The sequence below is a fragment of the Arachidicoccus sp. BS20 genome (genome assembly GCF_001659705.1).
In the GTDB taxonomy this organism is placed as follows: domain Bacteria; phylum Bacteroidota; class Bacteroidia; order Chitinophagales; family Chitinophagaceae; genus Arachidicoccus.
In genome coordinates, this window is the sequence record NZ_CP015971.1 from 2,455,623 (window position 1) to 2,475,944 (window position 20,322).

A 20,322-nucleotide genomic window follows, 5' to 3' on the forward strand; every position below is an offset into this window, starting at 1 on the left:
ACAATAGTTATTGCCCATCCTGTTCGTCCATTTTCCTGATTAGTGCATCACGCAAGCTGTCAATGAATTTGGTGCGGTTTATCTTTCGAAATTTCAGTTCCATAAAGATGTGGTAGAAATCCCCTAAATCAATATTGAACATGGATTCGAATACTTTAGCGATAACTTTTATGTCGGCATTTCCATTATTGAAAACACCATTTGCATATAATGCATAAATCAGTTCGGTTAATGCCGTTTTACTCCCAGTCCATTTTAAAGAATCATTGTCATATTTTTTTTGATTGCTAATACTTAATTGATCTTCGAGATAGACTTGTATCATATCATTGGCAAGAATCTTTGCTACTTTGTAATCATGAGAAGTGGAAAAGCTATGGTCAGCTTCAAAATAAAAAGTGTCTAAGCTCAATTTGATATCGTGTTTACCCCGAACAAAATATTTATGGTCTAAATAAGTGCTATTTGTCCTGTAATATTTATAAAATTCTAGATTATTGTCAAAAAAACGTTTTAGCTTCTCCAATTCTTTATTCAGGTATTTCCTGAGAGTTTTCTCACCTCCAAATGGTCTTTTTGTTTCAATTTTAAAAATGGTATTATAATAAATAAGTTTAGAAACCATTTGGGGTTTTAAATGTTTAAAAAAATATATTTCTTCTTCATCACTTTTAAATTCTCTTTCCAAAATAAATTTCTTCAATTCTGCTAGGCAACCAAGAATCATCTTGATAGCTATTTCAGACAAATAAATTGGATCGTCAACCTCAAATGATAATTCATTCAATTTTTCCTCCAATTGAAAAAAAATCTCATTGCAATATTTTTTCATTCAGCGGACAATATTATTATACACTTAAATTTTATCGTTTATCAATTTTGCGCAGGATTTTGTAGTCAATATAGAATGTCCCGAATGGAACGAAACAAGCAACAAGAACTTTCCAAGTTGTTTCTCTAAATTTCCATTGTTGTTCAATGCCTACACGCAAAGCGTTAAACACGAATAACAAAAATAAGGCGCCGTGGATGGGGCCAAGATTTTTTGACAGTGTTTGGTAGCCGAAATAATGTTTTAATGGAACGGCTATAAAAACTAAAACAAGTAACGAAATGCCCTCTAAAAAGGCAAGAAGCCGTAATCGTCCAATCGGTGTGGTGAAATATTTTTTCATCTGTTTATTTCTTATTTTTTTATTGTCAGATGGAATTCGCCAAAATAATTATCTCTTTGGGGATGAAATACTCTTATGGCTCATTTCATATTTAAAATGTTCTGAAATTAGGTCTGCTTGACAATGGTGAAAATGTCCACGGAACAGCAATGAAAATGATGATTAGCGCAATAGAAAACCAAACCAGCATTGTCTTAAATTTTTCTTTGTCTGTTGGTTGTCGTTTTGCCAATGCAGAACCGATTGTCAATAATACAATGGCGGTCAGCATTAAGAAAATGTGTATTATGCCATAGAAAGTTAAGTCCAAATTCTGTAAATCGGTTTCGGTTTTTCTCCAAAAGTATTTTACAATCGGGCTTTGCGTATAAAGGATGATGCCAACCATTAGTTGAATGTGAGCAATGGTTGCCGTCCAATGTCTAAAAGCATTGTCCGTTTTTGAAAATGGCTTGTCGTTCAAATAACCAACAAATGCTCTGTAAATAGAATACAACAAAAAGGCAAGAACAAGCCAGCGAATTAAAGAGTGAAAGACTAATAAAGTTGAATACATTTTATGCCGTAATTGTTTTTTGTTTTCTGAATACGTTCCAAATTGTAGGTGCACCAAAGAAAAACCAAATGGCTAAAACAGCGTCGCACACGGCACAACCGGCAGACGAAAGTGGTGCAAAGTGAATGATGGGATCACCGTATAGATGATGCATAATGTCCCAGCCTGTATGCATTAGCCAACCAATACCAATGAAATAGTAATGCTTGAGGGCTTTGAAAGCAACAAATAGCATGGCGGCACCAAATACATATTCACAGACGCCTAATCCGCCGCTCCAGTAAACTCCGCCTGCACCGGCAATGATGATGGCGTTGATCTTTTGTCGGGAGGGTTCTTTCACAAACGACATGATGATGATAAATACCAAACCAATCAACGCTGCAACGAATGCATTGGTGATTGTAAATTCCGGAATGATGTGATGATGTGTATGCATATTTCTTGTTTTTATGTTTGAATACAAAGATAAAAAAAACATACTAATTAGTATGTTTTTTGATTAAAAAATATTTTAGGGCGCTTAGTTGATTTGTAATTTTCCTTTAATGTGTAATAACTAACACTTAATCTGACAGGTAGGGTTTTCCTAGGCATTTACAATGAAAATGAATTTATAAAATCGGATGCGGGTTTAGCATCCGATTTTTCATTTCCACCGGTCAGACTATCCCTGACGGGTTGCTCCCCAGCAGAGCCCGTTTCCGTTTGTTCTGACACGTTAAAGTTAGGATTTTGTCCGAACTGTAAGTCTATGTTTTTCTCTTTTGCCAAAGATTTGCTGTCCATCCAGGTCTGCATGGGTGTTTTGCCATAGCAGTACCTCCCGCTGTGGGTTCTTTCCTGATTGTAAAAAGTGGTCCACAGGTCTACGTCTGTCTGCATTTCCGCGATGCTCCTGTATATTTTCTTACGGAAAGCAATGGCATAGAACTCTTCCTGCATGGTTCTGTGGAAACGCTCGCATATGCCGTTTGTCTGGGGACTTTTGGCCTTCGTCCTAGTATGGTCTATGTCTTCGATATTGAGGTATAGTTGGTATTCATGGTGTTCCCTGGCCCCGCAGTATTCCGTACCCCTGTCCGTCATGATCCGCAGCAGGTCTATGTTCTGTTCCTGATAAAAAGGAAGGACTTTGTCATTGAGCATGTCTGCCGCCACCAGGGCATTTTTCCGGTCGTACAGCTTGGCAAATGCCACTCTGCTGTAAGTGTCTATAAAGGTTTGCTGATAGATTTTGCCTACTCCTTTGATGTATCCTACATAATAGGTGTCCTGGCAACCCAGATAACCGGGATGGTATGTTTCTATTTCCCCGCGGTTTTCCTCTTCCTGTTTTTTCCTTTCCATCGCAGCAACCTGGCTGGCTGTCAGGATCAGACCGTCCTGGGCAACTTTGGCGTCCAATGCTTTCAGCCTTTTCTGGAACGTTTCAAGATCATGCCTCAGCCATACTTGCCGTACGGTAGAGGGAGCTATACTGTTTCCTCTTTTGCTAAGCTCATTGGCAGCCCTTAACTGGCCGTTGGCCGGTTGCTCAACCGCATATGCCACTACCACGCTCTCTAAGGAGGGATCTATCCGGTTTTTCAGGATAGGTTTGCTTCTGCTGATTTCTTTTAAGGCCAACTCACCGCCTTCTTCATAAAGCTTCTGAAATCGATAAAAACTGTCACGGCTGTAGCCCATCACTTTGCAGGCTTCACTCACATTACCCAATTTCTCCGCTAACTTCAATAGTCCCATTTTGGGCTGGATCAACTTTTGTGTCTGATTCATAATCTGACTTTTTTGGAGATTAATAATTTAACATATTATGTCAGATTAAGTTTTGGCTAATACATTTAATGAGATAGATGTTTTTTTTTATCAGAAGTAATCAAAAGTACATAGATATGTGCAAACCAACCGCTGCGCATTTGTCAACAGGGGTTGAAGCCTTTGTGACTTCCTTTGGGTAAGTGATAACGCTGCACTAAGTTACGATGAAGCTTCGTGATGTTTGAGTTTTATAGGTTGAGGTCGGCAGTATTGTTACACGAACTTCATAGGATATCTTGTTTTTATTTGTCCTCGGGCTATTTTTTTGAGTTTCCCTTCCAACAGTTTTTTGGTCAGCGGTTTCAGGTAGTCAAGATATAATATCCCTTCTGTGTGGTCGTATTCGTGTTGTATCATTCTTGCGGTAGTTCCGCTGAATGTCTTTCTCTGCGGTTCAAAATCTTTATTGTAATATGCTATCGTAATAGTCCAAGGCCTTTTTACTTTTTGTGATAATTCCGGAATACTCAAACAGCCTTCTTAGTCTTCCCAAAGCTCTGCCGAACGTTCAATGATTTTTGCATTGATGAATGTTTCCTTTATTCCGCTATCATTTTTCTCAAAATAGATTTCTTGGTCTTGTTCATCGAGATTTTCAAAAGTCGTTTTACTGTCCACGATAAATAGTCTTATGGGAAGTCCGATTTGAGGTGAAGCCAAACCGCATTCATTGGCATTTTCCATCGTTTCCCACATATCTGCAATCAGTTTATCCAATTCAGGGTAATCCTTTTCGATGTCGTCGCATTTCTGTTTCAAAATGCTGTGTCCGTATGCTAAAATGGGTCGTTTCATTCTTTTGATTTTATTGCAAAGTTCAAAAGAACAAACAAGGAAGACAATGAACCGATGTTAAGTAATTACGTTGTTCATAGATTTTTCAGCGGTGTTCGTGATTGTTACGTAATTTGTCTGCGGATTCGGCTCAGGCCTTGTGGTGTAATTCCGATGTAGGAAGCGATGTATTTTAACGGAATGAATTTCAGAATATCGGGTTGTTCTTTAAAGAGTCTTAAATAACGCTCTTTTGCATTGTATTTCAATAAAGATAATTCACGTTTGCTTTTGGCTAAAAACAACTTCTCGGAAGCAAAACGTCCCAAATAATTCCCGACTTTGGTTTGAGCATAGACTTTTTGCAAATCCTCAAAGGAGATTTGCCAAACCACAGTTTCGGTCAATGCCTGTAATTCGTATTCGGATGGCGTTTGTGTCAAGAATGAGTCGTAGGCACAAGTAAACTCTTTGTCAAAACTGAAGTTGAAAGTCAGCTCGTTTTCATCATCAGGAATGTAAAACCGAACAATGCCTGTTTCGATGAATGAAAGGAAATTTTCTGTTTCACCTTGTCGTGTGATGATTTGGTTTTTGGCAAACACTTTTCGGTTAAAATGGCAAGAGATAAATTTCCATTCTGTTTCCTGTAATTTTATTATGCGTTCATAGTATTCTCTGATATGCCCCATAAAAATATTCTCTTTTAATTTGTCTTTCAATCCAAATTTAGCCTTATTTATAAATAGCCGTTTTTGTGCGGAGAACGCATAGATTGGTTTATCTATGGTAAAACACCGGCCCAAACATTGCTTTCAGCCATTTTATATCACTACATATTGGTTGCAAGGAACTATTCTTTTTCATGTTTTATAAGGTCTTTGCCACTAAAAAAAATTCTCCGCTTGCTGGTAGAAGGTTGTCGGTTCTGTTCTTAAAGTATTTTTCCGTCATATCTTTTGTGGAGATTGTCTGTATTTCTTTTAAACCTACTTTTTCAGCGAGTTTTATAATTTCTTCAACCGAAAAAAAACTTACAAAAGGAGTACCTGAAGCTGCCGCTCCTTTTATCGACATTTCCATTAATGGCTTGTCTTCTTCATCAAGTAATTCCAATGGCAGATAAAAGGCCATTGCAATAGTAGAACCAGGTGCAAGCAAAGTCATTTTTTTCAGTGTGTCGGTAATCGCTTCTTTGGTAAGATAAAGCGTAACACCGATACAAGATACAAAAGCCCTTTGTTCAACATTAAAACCTTTATTTAATAGCTCGTCCCACCAAGATGAGATTTCAAAATCGACAGGTACAAAGTGAAGATTGCCGAGGATTTTATAGCCGTTTTCAATCAGCTTTTCTTCTTTCCAAGTCAAAGTATCGTGCTGGTCAATTTCATAAATATCAACATAGGAACTTATGGCCGTGTTCCGTTGGGCAAAACTATCCAATCCTGCACCAAGCAAAACGTATTGTTTTACTCCTTTTTCAATTTGCCCTTTAGCTATATCTTCAATAAAACGTGAACGGGCTACGATAGAAGCCCGCAGCCGTTTGGTATATTTCATGTCAGGCCGTTCCTGCCAATCATCATCAGGTGCAATTAACTTGAATCCTATTTCATCTTCAAGTATATGAGGTTTTGCATCTGTCTGAACGTGTAACGCTCTCCATAATGCGGTTCTTACTGCGGTATTATCCGGCTTTATGACTTTATCTCTTCCCATTTCCTTATTTTATTATTAATATCAAGTGCAATTATAATGAAGCTATTTTTTAGCATGTAATCCAATCATATTCCCCTCTGTATCTTCTATTAAAGCAATAGAACCAAAATCCCCCACGTTCAACTTTCGACGAATAATTTTTCCACCTGCAGCTTCAACACGGTTTAATACTGTATTGATTTCTTCGGTTGCAAAATAAATTAAAACACCGCCAATACCGGGTTTTGCTTCATCCATTCTAACAAGCGCACCGCCAATCTCTTGCTTGTTTTCACTGCTTTCAAAAATGGCATATCTCATTTGGCTGTGTCTTTCGTTATTCACTGTCGTTTCATTAAATCCGCAGTCAAATACTGTTGTGTAAAATTTCTTTGCCCTGTCAAAATCGGATGTATAAATTTCAAACCAATCAATTACTCTTTTCATTTTAAACTGTTTTTGATTAATTCAACAAAGTTAAAGTCCCCCGTTTTTTTTTAATTGGATAAAACCGACAGTACTAAAACTTCAATTCCGGAAAATTGGGCAATTGTTCGTTTGCATTAAGAAGAAATGACTTTGGAGTCGTGCCTGTAAAATATTTAAAATCTCTGATAAAATGAGATTGGTCAAAATAATTCTCTAAATAGGCTATTTCCGTAAGAGCATTAAAGTTAGCCGTTCTTAGCGTTTTTAAAGCTGACTGAAAGCGACAGATTCTTGAATACAACTTTGGGGAAATGCCTATATATGATTTAAACAGACGTTCTAACGAGCGTTCTGATATTCTCAAATCGGCTTGCACCTGTTTTAATTCCTGACCTTTTTGAAACTGGTTTAACGCAAATTTTACTCTATCATTTTCACCTTTACAGTCTGTCGTTTGTTGTAAGAAAAAATGTTCTAAAACCGCTATTTTTTGTTCTAATGTTTGTGTATTTAGAAGTTGGTCATTTATAGTGGTTTTAACTAAATCATTGATGTTAATGTGTCGTTGCGTTAATTCAATTGCTTCTATTCTGAAAACAGATCTTAAAGCTGCGGGTTGGAAACTGACGCCAATATTTCGAAAACTACCCATTGCCGTAAGCTGTGAGTACTGAGTAGCTTGCCCAAATAAGAAAGATTGGGGTAATGTTTGCTTGTCTTTATCGTAAAAGACCGTGGGATTTTCCTGAAAAATCATACCCGGTACGCCCTCGGGAATTATTTTGAATTTTCCAATAAAAGCAGTGCTCGTATTTTCCATTATAAAGAAAAAACGAATATGTTTTCGTAGGGGTGGTACAGGCTGTATTATTTTGATATCCATCCTGATGTTTTCTAACAAATTTAGCAAAATTAAGTACAACCATCCCAACCCCTCGGTGTTTATATAGATACAATTTCAAGTTGATTTTCTTTTTGGCGAATTTAATTTTTCAATTCCAAATTCCATTCATTTCAGTTAGAATCATCGGTTTACCGTCTGTAACGACGATGGTATGTTCGTGTTGCGCCATAAAACCGCCTTTGTTTCCCACCATTGTCCAACCATCATTTAATTCTGTTGCATAGGTTGAAGTTGTGGTAATAAACGTTTCAATGGCAACCACTGAATTTTTTCTAAACCGTCTTTGGTCAAATCGGTTTTTGTAGTTCATTATTTCATCGGGTTGTTCGTGCAAACCCCTTCCGATGCCGTGTCCACCCAAATTTTTAACGACCTTGAAACCTCTTTTCTTGGCTTCGGTTTCCATAATGTGCCCGACTTCTGAAATTTTTACGCCACCCTTAATATTACCGATGGCTTTTTGTAGGATTTCTTTGGATGCATCCACCAATTTTTGATGTTGGTTGATGTCTTCTCCAAGTACAAATGAACCACCATTGTCCGACCAAAAGCCGTCAAGTTCGGCAGAGACATCAATATTAACCAAATCACCCTCTTCCAGTATTCTATTATCCGATGGAATGCCGTGACAAAACTCATTGTTCACACTTATGCAAGTCCATCCCGGAAAGCCATAAGTCAAATAAGGTGCGGATTTTGCACCGAAATCCGAAAGTATTTTCGCACCAAAGTCGTCTAGTTGTTTTGTAGTGATGCCGGGTCTTGCATAGTTCCGCATTTCTTTCAAAGTGTAAGCAACTGCCTCGCTTACTTTCTGCATTCCTATTAATTCTTCGTGTTTTGTTATGGACATTTTTATTTAGATTGTTGCGTTTACATTGCAAATTTAATAAATATTAACCTTTATAATCCTTTTTTGCCTTCTAACCAATAGCCATGCAGATATACTTTGCTCTTCGTTGTATCTTTAATAACTTTTCTAAAGGTTTGAGCTGATTTTACATTTCCTGTGAGGATAAACTTGATATGATCTTCATTTTGAAGAGGAAATACGGGCAATTGCTTTATCCATTCCTCGTTTTTAAATAATCCTGTTTTGGGATAAACAATAACCGACTCCAGTCCCAAGATTTCAGGAATTTTTAGATTTTCCTCGTCTAATTCAAAAATAAACTGAAATATATGCTTGTTTTGCTTTAATACAGGAGCAAATGATTGTGCCAATCCCAAAGAAGACTCATCTCCAAAAATAATGTATTGCTGAAAGGATGAATCATAATATTTTATCATCGTACTGGGTTTATTTAAAGATAGTACGTCGCCCGGTTGCAAGGCGTTCATGTAATCAGCGCCACAACCTTTGCCATGAAGGTGAACGATAAACTCCATACTTTGTGTTTCCTTATCAAAATTTGAAACAGTGTAGCGTCTAACTTCGGTTTCTGTTACTCTGAAATCAATATATGCACCAACAGTCAATTTTACTTTGTCAAAGACTCCGGACATCCGAATTTTCTTTACTGATGGTGATAAGAAAACGGTTTCATCTACTGTTACGTCGGGAAGTTTTGTCGTAAGTAAATCAACGGTATCAAATAACCATTTGGGAGCTCTTGGCATAATGTTATTTATTTTAGTTATGCAAATAACTGAAGAATTGATAAACCGAGAAAGTATACAATAGAGGTAAGTATTGGACTAAACGTGGTTTTTGTTCTTGAATGTCGAAGCAGTCATTCCGGCAACTTTAGAGAACAATCTCGAAAAATACGGGTAATCATCATAGCCCAATTCGTTTGCAATTTCTTTTACGGATTTGTCGGCATAGTACAGCAGGCGCTTGGCTTCTAAGACAACCCTCTGTTGAATGTGATAAGAAACGGTAAAACCAGTTACTGTTTTTACACATTCATTAAGGTAGGCTACTGAGATGTTTAATTTTTGAGCATAATCGGAAGGGCGTTTCCAAACTTTGAATTGTACTTCCAACAGTTTTAGAAAGTCATAGTGTATTCGTTCAAATCTGGAAAGCTGTTCTTGTGACTGCAACGATTTTAGGTAAAAAGAAAGATATAGGCCGATGAGGGTATTAGAAGCATTCTTTAATGAATGGAAATAGAATTTATCCTCCTTTTTATCATGAAGATTAGCACATAATAAGAAAGCCTGTTCTAAAATATTCATTTCATCAGATCTTAGGTGCAGGGGATGTGGCGTAATGATTCCCTGGAGATATTTATAGAGGTTTTTATCAATAAGTTCTTGCTCCATTACCAATAAGAACATTTCTATTTCATCGACATTCAGTATTCTATGCACCTGATTGGGAGACTGATACAAAACGGACGAATGTTTTATTTGGTACTGTTTAAAATCCAGTTCCACAAGAGATATTCCTTTTAAATGCAATCCCAAAACATGGCTGTTATGCCGATGTGCTTGACCCGATTCAACATTTTCATCAAAGGTTTCCGAAGTTATTTTGGTTACAAATATTCCGGAATTCTCCTCCATATTAAAAGAATGTGTGGGAATGTTACTTATGGGAGTTTCCATTTTATTGACAGGAGTTATTTGTTGTTATTATAACTTGAATATGGGGAATAGCTGCGGTTAGGTAGCGAAGAGCATTGTCCATTTCGGACAATTCTCATGTTCGTTTATTTATATACAATATGATGTGAAATATGAACCCTATCAACGCTGTACCCAATGTATTGGTCACTGTATTTTAAGAATGATGTTTGCATATTTTATCTGACTTGCAAAATTAAATTTAAAAAATACCGTTCGGTATGTTTTTCTATGAAAAATTATTTCAAACTATCCAAATAGATTTTAAGTTGTTTTAAATAAGATACATACACTTTTTTGCTGTTCTCTAATTTTCCCAAATTCCGGATGCCCCAATAGCCCGACATAACAAAGATAGTTACCTGTTTCGCATTTATGTCCTTACGGATCGTACCGCTTTTCTTGCCTCTTTCGATGGTAGCGGTTATTGCTTTTGTCCATTCTTGAGTTAATTCATTCAAAGCCTTATTAAATTCCGAATTCCACGGGGTCATTTCTTGTGTGAAATTGGATGCCGGACAACCATATTCCACTTTCAGAAAATCATTTTTCATTAAAAGATTGTCCATTAGGTTATAAATAGCATCTAATGGATTCTCTTCGGTTTGAAGCGGCTCAATAAAACTATTTGTAAGTGTTGGCTTTAGGATTTCGTTGATGATGGCAAGTCCCATTTCGTCTTTGGTTTTGAAATGGTAGTAAAAAGCCCCTTTGGTAACTTTTGTCGTGGCGATAATGTCGTCAATGCTTGTTGTCTGATAACCTTTAACGTAAATCAGTTCAAATGCTTTTTGTAGAATTGTCAAACGTGTTACCTCTGCTTTTTTCATAAAAGATACTGTTTAGTATTTTTGCAAAGGAACGAAAAAAATATCGGATGATTATCGGAATTCTAACTCTTATTATTTTGAGGTGAATTACTTTTGAATAATCGGGTTTATTTTTCTTCTATCAAATAAGTCATACGTGTCTCTTTAATTTCTCATTTCGTTTGCTTGTTGATTCATTTTTTTTGTTATCCAACCCATATAAATTGACGATTGGAAAAAGCGAAGTGGAATTATAGCCAATCTAAGAGTTCATATAGGGATGCTCTACTGGCTTGGCATTACTCATGTGTTTTCTGAATCGCCTGACGTACAAAATATAATAAAAATTGAATGCTTAACAAAAATATTAAATATGCTAAACCCAATGTCCATTGATCACTAATCGTAACGAGATGTACCACAAGATAACTAGCCATGGAAAACACGATAAAAGACCCTCCTCCGGCTAACCCTCCTGCGGTAGCGGAAAATTCAGGCTGACTTGTGATAGCATACGTGAAATAAGTATTATAAGTAAATCCTTGCCAAAAATGAATCAGAAACACAAAAAGCATCATAATGTACAATTGGTGAAAAATGCTTGCTGTAAATAGCATCACTGCTACAATGAGTAATTGAGAAATGTTCGCTAATTGTAGCTTGTTATAGAGGGGTTTGTTGACCAACTTTTTACTCAAAAATCCTCCCCCAAAAATAGCCAATCCCGATATTAATGCACAATAACCGGAGTACAATGCAGAAAGATGATATTCATGCTCCACAATAAATGGAATACTCATCCCAAAAACCATTACCATGCTATAACTTAATCCCAATACAATAATTCCAAGACTGAAATCAGTCGCGTTCATCAAACGATCGTACATGGAAAAAATATACCTCAGTTTAAAGGGATGTTTTTCACGGATGGTTTCACCACTGTATATCCATTCCAAAACAAGCATGATACTTGCATATAAGGCCAGAAAATAAAAATTGGCACGCCATCCAAAACTTTCTTGTAAAAAGCCTCCCAGAAATGGTGCGAGTATTGGTGCAGCTGACCATACAACGGTTACCAGACTAGTATAGTGCTTTCGTTTATCTCCAGTATATACGTCCACAAAAAAAGAACGTTTACATACCGCAATAAAAGAAATGGCTATACCCTGTATAAAACGCATCCCAAGGATAAAGGTTAAGTCGCTGCTAAGTGCTATCCCTAGTGAGGACAAAATCAAAACAATCAGAGATATGATGTTAATCTTGTATCTGCCAAAGCTGTCAGAAATACTTCCAACAAACAATTGCGATATACCATAACTAACTATAAATAAAGTTAATGTCAATTTAATATTAGATTCGCTAGTCTGTAGGTCATATGCCATGTGAGGGAATGACGGAATGTAAACGTCCATAGCAAAACCAGACAGTGGGACAAGTGCAAATGCCAAAACAGTACTGATACCTTCATTTTTCTTTTTAAGTCTTCTCATCTTACTTTATCTCATTTTTGAACAAGCAAAATTAGAAAGCGATTGAAGGGTATTTATTAAAAGATTCAAACAAGGTTTTACGAAAATCAAATATTATTCATTTCTTTCAATCTGAATTCTGTGGGAGAAATGCCAATCTTTTTCTTAAAGAACAGGGTAAAATGCTGTACATATTCAAATCCTAAAGCTTCAGCTATTTCAGAAATGTTCCAGTCAGAATATTTTAGTAAACCTATAGCCTCAGCAGTAATTCTCTCGTTTATCAGCTGTGTAGTAGATTTACCTGTTTGCGACTTCAAACAGTGATTTAAGTGATTGACATGGACGTGAAGTAAATTAGCAAAATCGGAGGGCGTTTTTAGCCGAATAGGATTCAGAGGAGAGTCAACCGGAAATTGGCTTTGCAACGCATTGACAAACTCATTGACAATCCTGCTTTTTGCGTCTTGTTTTAACTCTACCGGATTATTTATAGACTGTGTCCAAATAACCTGATAAGCAATGAGCTGAAGCCACTTTTGTACAACTTCTTTTCTGTACTCAAAATCACTGTGGTAGGCATTGTAGAGTTGTTCAAAATAAAAGAATAGTAAACGATAAGTGTCTTGTTCTAAAAGCAAGAAAGAGGTCTGACTTGCATTTAAAGTACGAGTCAATAGTTCGAAGATTGGCTTTAAATCATATGTTAGGTATTCGTCATTAAATAAGCAAATAAATCCTGTTTGCTCTTCATCTAATAATTTCCAGCCATATTCCATATTAGGTCGGGAAAAGAAAATGCAAGGTTTATTGATGATAACATTTCCTTGTTTTGTTATTAACTCTGCACGGTTATCAAATAAGGTAATTTTCCAGTAATCACGTCGGGCAAAAGGCAAACCACCTACACAACATTTTTCTTTCTTCCTCAGAATATTAAAATGTATAGGACACCTACTTTGAATTAGTAAGTCTTCAGGTACTTTTTTCTTCGTTATTTGGTAATATTCTTTTAATGATTCCATCTTTTCCATATTTACACAATTCAAATATAATGTACTACTAACAAACATTCATTTGATATTAAGGGACTAAATCATCATAAAGTATAATATTCAAATTTATCAGTATTAGACATAGGAAGAGAGCTTATTACATTTCAAGGTGCACTTAACGACTTTTTTTTGGGGGGGGCGAAGACGGGGATTTTTAGCACGTACTTTCTTGCGAAGCACGGAGGAGCTACAGATATAGCGAAAACTTTCATATGAGGATGTTCTTCCCGGCTCTTACAAAACCGATGTTACCAGCGCGGGCTTTTGTATTATCGGTTTGTCGTAATTTTCTTTCTATGTTTTTGTCCCCAGTCGGCTAATGCAGAAACAACGTCTTTGAGTGTTGAGGCGTATTCTGTTGGACGATACTCTACAACAACAGGCGTTTTATCTGCGTGAACCACCCTCTTTACTAAGCCATTCATTTCCAACTGTTTCAATTCGTTTGAAAGCACCCTTGCCGAAATGCCTTTGATTACCCGTTGTAGTTCATTAAAACGGCAATGTCCGCTTTCCAATGCGATGACTATCCGTAGTTTCCATTTTCCGCCCAATACATATAGAGCGTCCTCAACGGCATCTATATTTTTTGCACAAGCCGTGTGCGAATACACTATTTTTTGCCCCATATTTTTCTTTGCAGTAACCTATATATTACCACTAACCTTTAGTTTACTACTAATAATTTATTAGCAAATGTAAGTAAATTAGCAACATCAAAACAATAAAAAAATGAAAGCAACAAAAATCACGTATTACATTACGACAGGGCTTATCTCAATCAATATGCTTTTTTCATCCTACGCCTACCTGACAAATCCTCAACTAAAATGGGCATTTGAGCATTTAGGTTTTCCCGATTATTTCAGAATAGAATTGGCTATCGCCAAATTTCTTGCTGCAATTGCCATTTGGTTGCCTTTCCGTTTGGTGCGAGAAGCGTCTTACATCGGCTTGGCAATCAGTTTTGTTTCGGCAATTATTGCTCACATCGTTGTTGGCGATGATGCTTTCCATACGATTGCACCTATTGTGGTTTTGGCAATACTTGTTGTGTCGTATGTAACATATCACAAGTTGCCCAAAACTGTTGTCGGAAAGTCTGAATGATTGTCTGTCGGCGCAGTGAACAGTCTTTCGTTGTTTTTTTCAAGTGTCGGACTGTACGGTCGTTTAGTCTTGCTGGTAACTTTAGTTTAAGCTTCCTTTTACTCTATTTCAGATTATCGCTTTCCCGTTACATAAGCTACATTTGCTTAATGCATAGAACAATTTTTACAAATACCCACTATGATACAGTTCATTCGTTGTACCGTATAACCATTTGGGACTGAAAATTCTATTAATGTTGGCAGACACTCGATAGTCTCGCATTTTACACAACGAAAATGAAAATGATTCGCAGGAATCTTATCATTATCACAGCTCACGCACATAGCAAAATACTGTTTGCCATCATCAGCTATTATTTTATGAACTATTTCGTCTTCACAAAGACGATTTAATATACGGTAAACAGTTGCTCTATCTGCTTTAACCCCCATTTGTTGTATTATAGTATCTTGGCTCATTGCCCTTCTTTTTCTTGTCAATACCGATAGAACAGCACCTTTTGCCTCTGTATTCCTTCGTTTAAACATTGTACAAAAATATTTTAAAAAATTATCGCTATAAAATTACAAAAATTAATGCGACATTGTCGCAATAAAAGAAATTTATCTAATTTTGTAAAGGGAAAAATATGAGCTGAAAATATGAGCAATACATTCACAAGACGTGAAATCATCAAACAAGGCGGGCTTGCATTAACCGCAATAGCATTGCCTTTTCCATTGACAATATTTAAAAAATTCAATAGTATGACAGACAAAAATCAATTCGATGTAATCATCATCGGTGGAAGCTATGCGGGACTATCCTCAGCAATGGCATTGGGTCGTTCGCTACGGAACGTGTTAATCATTGACAGCGGAAAACCTTGCAATCGCTATACGCCACATTCGCACAATTTCATCACACAGGACGGAGCTGTTCCCGGAGAGATTGCGGCGAAAGCCAAAGAACAAGTATTGCAATACGATACCGTGAAATTCTTTGAAGGCTATGCCGCTAAAGGCAAGAAAACGGAAAACGGTTTTGAAATTGCTGTACAGTCGGGTGAAAGATTTTCTGCGAAAAAGCTGGTTTTTGCAACCGGAGTGAAAGATGTCTTTCCCAATATAAAAGGTTTTGAAGAATGTTGGGGCAAGACCGTCATTCATTGTCCGTACTGCCACGGCTATGAATTTAAAGGAACCCAAACTGCTATTATCGCTAATGGAGACAGGGCTTTTCACCTTGCGTCGTTAGTCCATAACCTGACCGATAAAATAACGATTGTCACCGGAGGTAAAGCCGATTTCAAAGATGCGCAATCTGCCAAACTGAAAAATCATCAAATCCATATCGTTGAAAAAGCTGTGAAAGCAATCCAACACCAAAACGGAAATATGACAGCATTGATTTTTGAAGATGGAACGGAAGAGAACTTTGGTGCAGCCTATGCGGCCATTCCGTTTGAACAGCATTGCCAGATTCCGTTGGATCTAGGCTGCGAAGTCACAGAAACGGGACATATAAAAGTAGATATGTTTCAACAAACAACGGTTCCGGGTATCTATGCTTGTGGCGATAACACCAATCCTTTGCGTTCGGTGGCTAATGCGGTTTCAACTGGAAATATTGCAGGTGCGGCTATAAACAACGAATTGACCGAAGAAGAATTTTTATAGAAATCAACTTATACCTATATCTTGCTCTCAATTACAGACTGTAAAACCTAAAATTAGTTTGTAAATATGAAAACATTTTTCATAGTGTTGTTTTAATAAAAGTGCCTGTATTTCATGTCTTTCCTAAGGCATGAAGAATTGCATATTTGATTGTGCGAGCGCCTATTTACTATATAAAGAGAGACTATCTTGGGGTTTTTAGATAGTCCCTCTTTATTCAGCAACAATGGTAATTAAATATTTTTCATTCCGTAGAATTTACATCACAAAGAATTAAAACCGCTATTGCTATAATAGCGATTCCATTTTGAGGAGGTTACTGACAGAAAGTACTTATCAGCTCCGCCACTTTTTCAGGAGTCTGAAGCATCATAAGATGTCCGACATTAGGAATAATGACCATTTCAGCATTTGGTATTTTTTGCAAAACCTCTTGTCTTAAACGATCCGGAGAATCAACAATGTCATTTTCTCCGGCAATCACCAATGTAGGAATTTGAATATTTGGTAAACATTCGGAAACATCTTCGCCTAAAGCTGACTCAGGCCAGCTACACCTTGACGCTGTACTATGATGCTGCATATCTTCAGTTACTTGCTGTTTGCTCTCTGATGATAAATCAGTAGCTTTAAAGACTTGTTCAATTGTTTCGGTGATGTTTTCCAAAGAAGTATAGGCGGTTGTCATTTTTTGTTTCATTTCTTTGGGCAGTATTGTTGGTGTAGCAGGCGATGGAGCGACAAGAATTAACTTTCTAAGTCCTTTAGGGTTACTACCAGCTATTACTTGTGCAATTTTTCCGCCCATAGAATGTCCAACCAAAATATAATCCTCAAGGCCCAAGATTGCTACCAATGCTAATACATCTTCGGCTAAAGACCGAATATCATAGCCGGACTTTGGTTTATCAGATCTGCCCCATCCCCGTTGGTCGAACCTGACACAACGGTATTTTGTGTACAGTATATCTGTTACCGGTTTCCATGTTCTTGATGAACCGCCCCAAAAATGGATAAATAATAATGTGGGGTTTTTGTCTCCCTCATCGGCTACGAATAATTGAATGTCGTTTACTTGATAAAACATGATTTTTTGTTTTTGATTTTATAAGACGACAAAGGTCTGCCCTATACAGAAGTTAGGAAAGGTGAAAATGTGCCGTATGATGATAATTTACATCCCCATTGTCTGACGATAATATGCACGGAAGGCAAGAGGTGTCTTACCTGTATGTTTTCTGAAGAATTTAATGAAATTTGTAGGTTCCGTGAAACCAAGAGAATAACCAATTTCTTTTCCTGTACTTATATCGTACATTAGCAACCGCTTTGCTTCCAGTAGCATCCTTTCATCCAAAATACGTTTAGGCGTTTTACCCGTGAGTTGTCGGGTAGCTCTGGAGAGAACCTTTGGAGATACGTATAATTGCTCTGAATAATAAGAAACTGGCTTTTGCTCTTTAAAGTGCTCTTCTACCAACTTATTAAAATCAAAGAATATTTCCTTGTAAATTTCATTGGTTGATGGGGAGCTTATACCATCTCCAATTGCCCTTTCTGCTTGCAACAAAAAACTCTCAAGGTAATTTCGTAAAAGGATTGGCTTAAATCTGTCATGTGGAGTTTTATCCTCTCGCTCCATGAATGTCCAAAGTGTTTTCAATTCTTCAGAAACACTCAACGTGCAGTGTTGGGAACAGCCGAACGACTGAAACAAAGGAGTCCTGTTCAAATACTTTACATCATCATCATTTCTACAGAAAAATGCATCAGTAAAAAGTAACACTTTAGCCTTGAAGTTTTTTTCCTGATCAAAAAACTGTACGCTGTCTTTTCCTACAAAAAGCAAACTTTCTGGTTGCACTTTTATTGGCGTAAAATCAACCTGATGTGTTGGATTTCCTTCCTGAAACCACAAGACGCAGTAAAAAGAAGCTCTGTGAGCTGTTGTCAGGTTGGCACTTTTGGCTACATAGTTCCTATCTATCGGTATAATTTCCATACCGATAGATATTTTATCATCGAATTGAAGACTCCTTATTTTTTGAGAAAGCATGACTGTACAACGAAAAGCCAAAAATAGGAATTTTGATAAAGTAAATTGATCCTTTTAAATTGGAGTTGTAAAATATGTTGCCCATGAGGACACATACTGGAATAAAAAGATACTTTCTCAAAAATCCGAGACAGCATCTTTCTATTCGGTAAGGCGGACGATGGAGAATAAAATCAAATATGCAATTCTCAGGTACCTCGAAAACCTTTTTTGGGGGAACAACATCATCTTCAATATAGCCGACAATTCTTTTCACATCATTTTCAGCAATTTGCTTTACGGCATTTTATATTCTTCATAGGATTGCAGGATGCCTCAGTCGGAATATTATTCAATCCCTAAAAAAGGATAGGAGAATATTTAATAAAGCTTCGGGCTGTTCTTCCGGAACGAAATGACCACAATCCTTAACATTCTCAAACCGTGGGCTGTCAGATAAGGCAACAGCAACATCCTTCATTTTATCCCCCACCGCAAATTCTCCGCCAATCGCTAGCACGGGCAAAGACAGTTTTCGCAGCAAACTTTTATTTGTTTTAACACTTTCCGTATAACTCCGATAATAGCCTAATCCCTCCGATATCCTGTCTTGATATAGTTGCGCATAATATGTAATATCATCTTCCGTTATAGCGGCTTTTACATAGCTTTTATTATTGAAAAACCATGTGATATATTCCTTCACATGTCCTTGGATAAGGAATTCCGGCAAATCGGGTACCGCATGGAAATAAAAATGCCATGATTTTTTATAGTTGTCGAATGAGAAAAAAGAATCTGGCAGGATACCGGGAATTCCGGCATCGATTAAAACCAGAGATATCAGGTCTTCCGGATATTTTAGGGCATAGGTAGACGCTACCCAACTTCCGATATCATGGGAAATAAGATTAAAGTGCGAAATATCCAAAGACGTTAAGATTTTACGAATCCAACTGGCAACAGTATCTGTATCATAGTTATCTAATCCGTCACTTTCGCCAAGTCCGGGCAAATCAATCGCCAGCACATAATAATTAACCTCTAATGCTGAAATGATTTTTCCCCATATTTTTGATGTTTCAGGCCATCCATGTAATAACACGATTGCAGGGTTATGTTTTTGACCTGCTGAATAATAAGCGAACCTTTTCCCTTCAAGTTCTAAATACTTCATTTTTATATTCATTGCTTCTTCTTTTTTTATGTAAAAGTCGGCTGTTAAACAACATAAATCATTGTAGATTTATTTCTTTTTTTTGTAGGTTTGTTTTTTCAAGTCTATCTAAAGATGAAACTTGTTCAGTTTTTACCGCTGGTTATTGAAGATTACGAGGATGACATTCAACATTTTCCCAAGCACAGCCATAATTATTATGAAATTGTCTATATTTTTAACGGCACAGGTGTCCATATTCTGAACGAAAAGCGATTGTATTACGAACCGGGGGATGTCTATTTAATTTCGCCGACCGATCATCACGTCTTTGAACCGGCAACGATCACGCATTTTACAATTTTGAAATTCAGCCTTAATTACATCACGCTGCATCCAGCTTTTAATGGTGATTTGAAAGTAGTTGACCAAATAAAACACCTCATGCACAATCTTTGGATAAAAGAAAATAAAATTCAAATAACCCCACCTTATGATCAGATTATTGAACGCACGTTTACGAATATGGTAGATGCCAGCAATGTAACACAACAAATCAATTCAGTTTGGCTATACCATCAGTTTCTATCCATAATGGATATCCTTCGTACTAATATTTACCATTCATTAGGTCGACAGCCTCTCTCTGGTAATATTGATAATCTCTTAGATTATATCCACGAGCATATTTATCAACCTAAAATGCTACATATAAGAAATATAGCAAGTCGTTTTCACATTTCAGAAAGGTACTTTAGTAATTATTTTCGGAAAACCTATGGTCACTCGTATAGGGACTATATCCAGCGCTATAAACTGAATCTGATTGAAAGTCGATTAATGATTTCCAATATCAACATGAAAAAAATCGCCGAAGAATTCGGATTTCATGATGTCAGTCATTTTTACCAATATTACAAGACTATGAGAAACGACAGTCCCATCAACTTCAGAAAGAAATCTTTACTTAATCACATTCAAAAAGATTAAATAAAACCAACATTTCAGACCTTTATATATAGTCCATTAGCGGCATTAGTCGCTAAAGCACAGTACTGTTGTAATCACCTTGATTTGATGACTTTGG

Annotated in this window: 22 protein-coding genes and 2 pseudogenes; 3 read left to right on the forward strand and 21 right to left on the reverse strand. The window is 36.8% G+C overall.

What is annotated here, in order from left to right:
* Positions 1 to 7: 7 nt before the first annotated feature.
* The 17 genes and pseudogenes from A9P82_RS10880 to A9P82_RS10960 all read right to left on the reverse strand — a co-directional run bounded on the left by A9P82_RS10880 (position 8) and on the right by A9P82_RS10960 (position 13,902).
* Positions 8 to 832, reverse strand: a complete 825-nt coding sequence (locus A9P82_RS10880; protein WP_066207753.1) for an RteC domain-containing protein — start codon at positions 830 to 832, stop codon at positions 8 to 10.
* Positions 833 to 863: 31 nt separating this feature from the next.
* The gene (locus A9P82_RS10885) at positions 864 to 1,175 is read right to left on the reverse strand and encodes a DUF3817 domain-containing protein (RefSeq protein ID WP_066207755.1); all 312 of its coding nucleotides are present in this window, start codon (positions 1,173 to 1,175) and stop codon (positions 864 to 866) included.
* Between the two features lie 91 nt (positions 1,176 to 1,266).
* Positions 1,267 to 1,731, reverse strand: coding sequence for a hypothetical protein (locus tag A9P82_RS10890; protein ID WP_066207756.1), 465 nt, complete (start codon positions 1,729 to 1,731; stop codon positions 1,267 to 1,269).
* A 1-nt stretch (position 1,732) separates the two neighbouring features.
* Complete coding sequence (locus tag A9P82_RS10895; protein WP_066209848.1) at positions 1,733 to 2,170, reverse strand: DUF6010 family protein; 438 nt, start codon at positions 2,168 to 2,170, stop codon at positions 1,733 to 1,735.
* Positions 2,171 to 2,484: 314 nt separating this feature from the next.
* Positions 2,485 to 3,510 (reverse strand): annotated as a pseudogene (locus tag A9P82_RS10900) (IS481 family transposase); the annotation flags it as partial.
* 255 nt (positions 3,511 to 3,765) lie between these two features.
* Positions 3,766 to 4,347 (reverse strand): annotated as a pseudogene (def, locus tag A9P82_RS10905) (peptide deformylase).
* Between the two features lie 104 nt (positions 4,348 to 4,451).
* Positions 4,452 to 5,048, reverse strand: a complete 597-nt coding sequence (locus A9P82_RS10910; protein WP_231891142.1) for a Crp/Fnr family transcriptional regulator — start codon at positions 5,046 to 5,048, stop codon at positions 4,452 to 4,454.
* 148 nt (positions 5,049 to 5,196) lie between these two features.
* Positions 5,197 to 6,048 (reverse strand): class I SAM-dependent methyltransferase, encoded by an 852-nt coding sequence (locus tag A9P82_RS10915; RefSeq protein ID WP_066207760.1) that lies wholly within the window; start codon positions 6,046 to 6,048, stop codon positions 5,197 to 5,199.
* Positions 6,049 to 6,090: 42 nt separating this feature from the next.
* Positions 6,091 to 6,474 carry a VOC family protein gene (locus A9P82_RS10920; RefSeq protein ID WP_066207762.1) on the reverse strand — a complete coding sequence of 128 codons (384 nt, stop codon included), beginning with the start codon at positions 6,472 to 6,474 and terminating at the stop codon, positions 6,091 to 6,093.
* 73 nt (positions 6,475 to 6,547) lie between these two features.
* Positions 6,548 to 7,339 carry a helix-turn-helix transcriptional regulator gene (locus A9P82_RS10925; RefSeq protein ID WP_066207764.1) on the reverse strand — a complete coding sequence of 264 codons (792 nt, stop codon included), beginning with the start codon at positions 7,337 to 7,339 and terminating at the stop codon, positions 6,548 to 6,550.
* Between the two features lie 109 nt (positions 7,340 to 7,448).
* Entirely contained in the window at positions 7,449 to 8,213 is a 765-nt protein-coding gene (gene map / locus A9P82_RS10930; protein ID WP_049038280.1) for a type I methionyl aminopeptidase, read from the reverse strand.
* Positions 8,214 to 8,263: 50 nt separating this feature from the next.
* Positions 8,264 to 8,980 carry an FAD-binding oxidoreductase gene (locus A9P82_RS10935; RefSeq protein ID WP_049038281.1) on the reverse strand — a complete coding sequence of 239 codons (717 nt, stop codon included), beginning with the start codon at positions 8,978 to 8,980 and terminating at the stop codon, positions 8,264 to 8,266.
* A gap of 78 nt (positions 8,981 to 9,058) precedes the next feature.
* Positions 9,059 to 9,916, reverse strand: coding sequence for a helix-turn-helix domain-containing protein (locus tag A9P82_RS10940; RefSeq protein ID WP_066207766.1), 858 nt, complete (start codon positions 9,914 to 9,916; stop codon positions 9,059 to 9,061).
* A 257-nt stretch (positions 9,917 to 10,173) separates the two neighbouring features.
* A complete protein-coding gene (locus A9P82_RS10945; protein WP_049038284.1) occupies positions 10,174 to 10,764 on the reverse strand; it encodes a TetR/AcrR family transcriptional regulator in 591 nt (196 codons plus the stop codon).
* A 278-nt stretch (positions 10,765 to 11,042) separates the two neighbouring features.
* Entirely contained in the window at positions 11,043 to 12,239 is a 1,197-nt protein-coding gene (locus tag A9P82_RS10950; protein ID WP_049038285.1) for an MFS transporter, read from the reverse strand.
* 86 nt (positions 12,240 to 12,325) lie between these two features.
* Entirely contained in the window at positions 12,326 to 13,252 is a 927-nt protein-coding gene (locus A9P82_RS10955) for a helix-turn-helix domain-containing protein (protein WP_066207768.1), read from the reverse strand.
* Between the two features lie 290 nt (positions 13,253 to 13,542).
* Positions 13,543 to 13,902, reverse strand: coding sequence for a winged helix-turn-helix transcriptional regulator (locus A9P82_RS10960; RefSeq protein ID WP_049038288.1), 360 nt, complete (start codon positions 13,900 to 13,902; stop codon positions 13,543 to 13,545).
* A 103-nt stretch (positions 13,903 to 14,005) separates the two neighbouring features.
* Between A9P82_RS10960 and A9P82_RS10965 the strand changes: the two genes are divergently transcribed.
* Complete coding sequence (locus A9P82_RS10965) at positions 14,006 to 14,383, forward strand: DoxX family protein (RefSeq protein WP_049038289.1); 378 nt, start codon at positions 14,006 to 14,008, stop codon at positions 14,381 to 14,383.
* Between the two features lie 146 nt (positions 14,384 to 14,529).
* Here the strand turns inward: A9P82_RS10965 and A9P82_RS15805 are convergent, their stop codons facing one another.
* Positions 14,530 to 14,913 carry a Fur family transcriptional regulator gene (locus A9P82_RS15805; RefSeq protein ID WP_066207770.1) on the reverse strand — a complete coding sequence of 128 codons (384 nt, stop codon included), beginning with the start codon at positions 14,911 to 14,913 and terminating at the stop codon, positions 14,530 to 14,532.
* 114 nt (positions 14,914 to 15,027) lie between these two features.
* Between A9P82_RS15805 and A9P82_RS10975 the strand changes: the two genes are divergently transcribed.
* Complete coding sequence (locus A9P82_RS10975) at positions 15,028 to 16,044, forward strand: NAD(P)/FAD-dependent oxidoreductase (protein ID WP_156522670.1); 1,017 nt, start codon at positions 15,028 to 15,030, stop codon at positions 16,042 to 16,044.
* 316 nt (positions 16,045 to 16,360) lie between these two features.
* Here A9P82_RS10975 and A9P82_RS10980 read toward each other — a convergent pair whose 3' ends face one another.
* From A9P82_RS10980 to A9P82_RS10990, 3 genes are all read right to left on the reverse strand, one after another.
* Positions 16,361 to 17,131 carry an alpha/beta fold hydrolase gene (locus tag A9P82_RS10980; protein ID WP_066207772.1) on the reverse strand — a complete coding sequence of 257 codons (771 nt, stop codon included), beginning with the start codon at positions 17,129 to 17,131 and terminating at the stop codon, positions 16,361 to 16,363.
* An 87-nt stretch (positions 17,132 to 17,218) separates the two neighbouring features.
* Positions 17,219 to 18,046, reverse strand: a complete 828-nt coding sequence (locus A9P82_RS10985; RefSeq protein ID WP_197492152.1) for a helix-turn-helix domain-containing protein — start codon at positions 18,044 to 18,046, stop codon at positions 17,219 to 17,221.
* Between the two features lie 385 nt (positions 18,047 to 18,431).
* Positions 18,432 to 19,256, reverse strand: a complete 825-nt coding sequence (locus A9P82_RS10990; protein WP_231891143.1) for an alpha/beta fold hydrolase — start codon at positions 19,254 to 19,256, stop codon at positions 18,432 to 18,434.
* 114 nt (positions 19,257 to 19,370) lie between these two features.
* Between A9P82_RS10990 and A9P82_RS10995 the strand changes: the two genes are divergently transcribed.
* The gene (locus A9P82_RS10995; RefSeq protein ID WP_066207777.1) at positions 19,371 to 20,225 is read left to right on the forward strand and encodes an AraC family transcriptional regulator; all 855 of its coding nucleotides are present in this window, start codon (positions 19,371 to 19,373) and stop codon (positions 20,223 to 20,225) included.
* Positions 20,226 to 20,322: the final 97 nt, after the last annotated feature.

Coding starts and splice junctions, on each gene's coding strand:
- A9P82_RS10880 (WP_066207753.1), bottom strand. CDS start 832: ATGAAAAAATATTGCAATGAGATTTTTTTTCAATTGGAGGAAAAATTG.
- A9P82_RS10885 (WP_066207755.1), bottom strand. CDS start 1,175: ATGAAAAAATATTTCACCACACCGATTGGACGATTACGGCTTCTTGCC.
- A9P82_RS10890 (WP_066207756.1), bottom strand. CDS start 1,731: ATGTATTCAACTTTATTAGTCTTTCACTCTTTAATTCGCTGGCTTGTT.
- A9P82_RS10895 (WP_066209848.1), bottom strand. CDS start 2,170: ATGCATACACATCATCACATCATTCCGGAATTTACAATCACCAATGCA.
- A9P82_RS10915 (WP_066207760.1), bottom strand. CDS start 6,048: ATGGGAAGAGATAAAGTCATAAAGCCGGATAATACCGCAGTAAGAACC.
- A9P82_RS10920 (WP_066207762.1), bottom strand. CDS start 6,474: ATGAAAAGAGTAATTGATTGGTTTGAAATTTATACATCCGATTTTGAC.
- A9P82_RS10925 (WP_066207764.1), bottom strand. CDS start 7,339: ATGGATATCAAAATAATACAGCCTGTACCACCCCTACGAAAACATATT.
- map (WP_049038280.1), bottom strand. CDS start 8,213: ATGTCCATAACAAAACACGAAGAATTAATAGGAATGCAGAAAGTAAGC.
- A9P82_RS10935 (WP_049038281.1), bottom strand. CDS start 8,980: ATGCCAAGAGCTCCCAAATGGTTATTTGATACCGTTGATTTACTTACG.
- A9P82_RS10940 (WP_066207766.1), bottom strand. CDS start 9,916: ATGGAAACTCCCATAAGTAACATTCCCACACATTCTTTTAATATGGAG.
- A9P82_RS10945 (WP_049038284.1), bottom strand. CDS start 10,764: ATGAAAAAAGCAGAGGTAACACGTTTGACAATTCTACAAAAAGCATTT.
- A9P82_RS10950 (WP_049038285.1), bottom strand. CDS start 12,239: ATGAGAAGACTTAAAAAGAAAAATGAAGGTATCAGTACTGTTTTGGCA.
- A9P82_RS10955 (WP_066207768.1), bottom strand. CDS start 13,252: ATGGAAAAGATGGAATCATTAAAAGAATATTACCAAATAACGAAGAAA.
- A9P82_RS10960 (WP_049038288.1), bottom strand. CDS start 13,902: ATGGGGCAAAAAATAGTGTATTCGCACACGGCTTGTGCAAAAAATATA.
- A9P82_RS10965 (WP_049038289.1), top strand. CDS start 14,006: ATGAAAGCAACAAAAATCACGTATTACATTACGACAGGGCTTATCTCA.
- A9P82_RS15805 (WP_066207770.1), bottom strand. CDS start 14,913: ATGTTTAAACGAAGGAATACAGAGGCAAAAGGTGCTGTTCTATCGGTA.
- A9P82_RS10975 (WP_156522670.1), top strand. CDS start 15,028: ATGAGCAATACATTCACAAGACGTGAAATCATCAAACAAGGCGGGCTT.
- A9P82_RS10980 (WP_066207772.1), bottom strand. CDS start 17,131: ATGTTTTATCAAGTAAACGACATTCAATTATTCGTAGCCGATGAGGGA.
- A9P82_RS10985 (WP_197492152.1), bottom strand. CDS start 18,046: ATGGAAATTATACCGATAGATAGGAACTATGTAGCCAAAAGTGCCAAC.
- A9P82_RS10990 (WP_231891143.1), bottom strand. CDS start 19,256: ATGAAGTATTTAGAACTTGAAGGGAAAAGGTTCGCTTATTATTCAGCA.
- A9P82_RS10995 (WP_066207777.1), top strand. CDS start 19,371: ATGAAACTTGTTCAGTTTTTACCGCTGGTTATTGAAGATTACGAGGAT.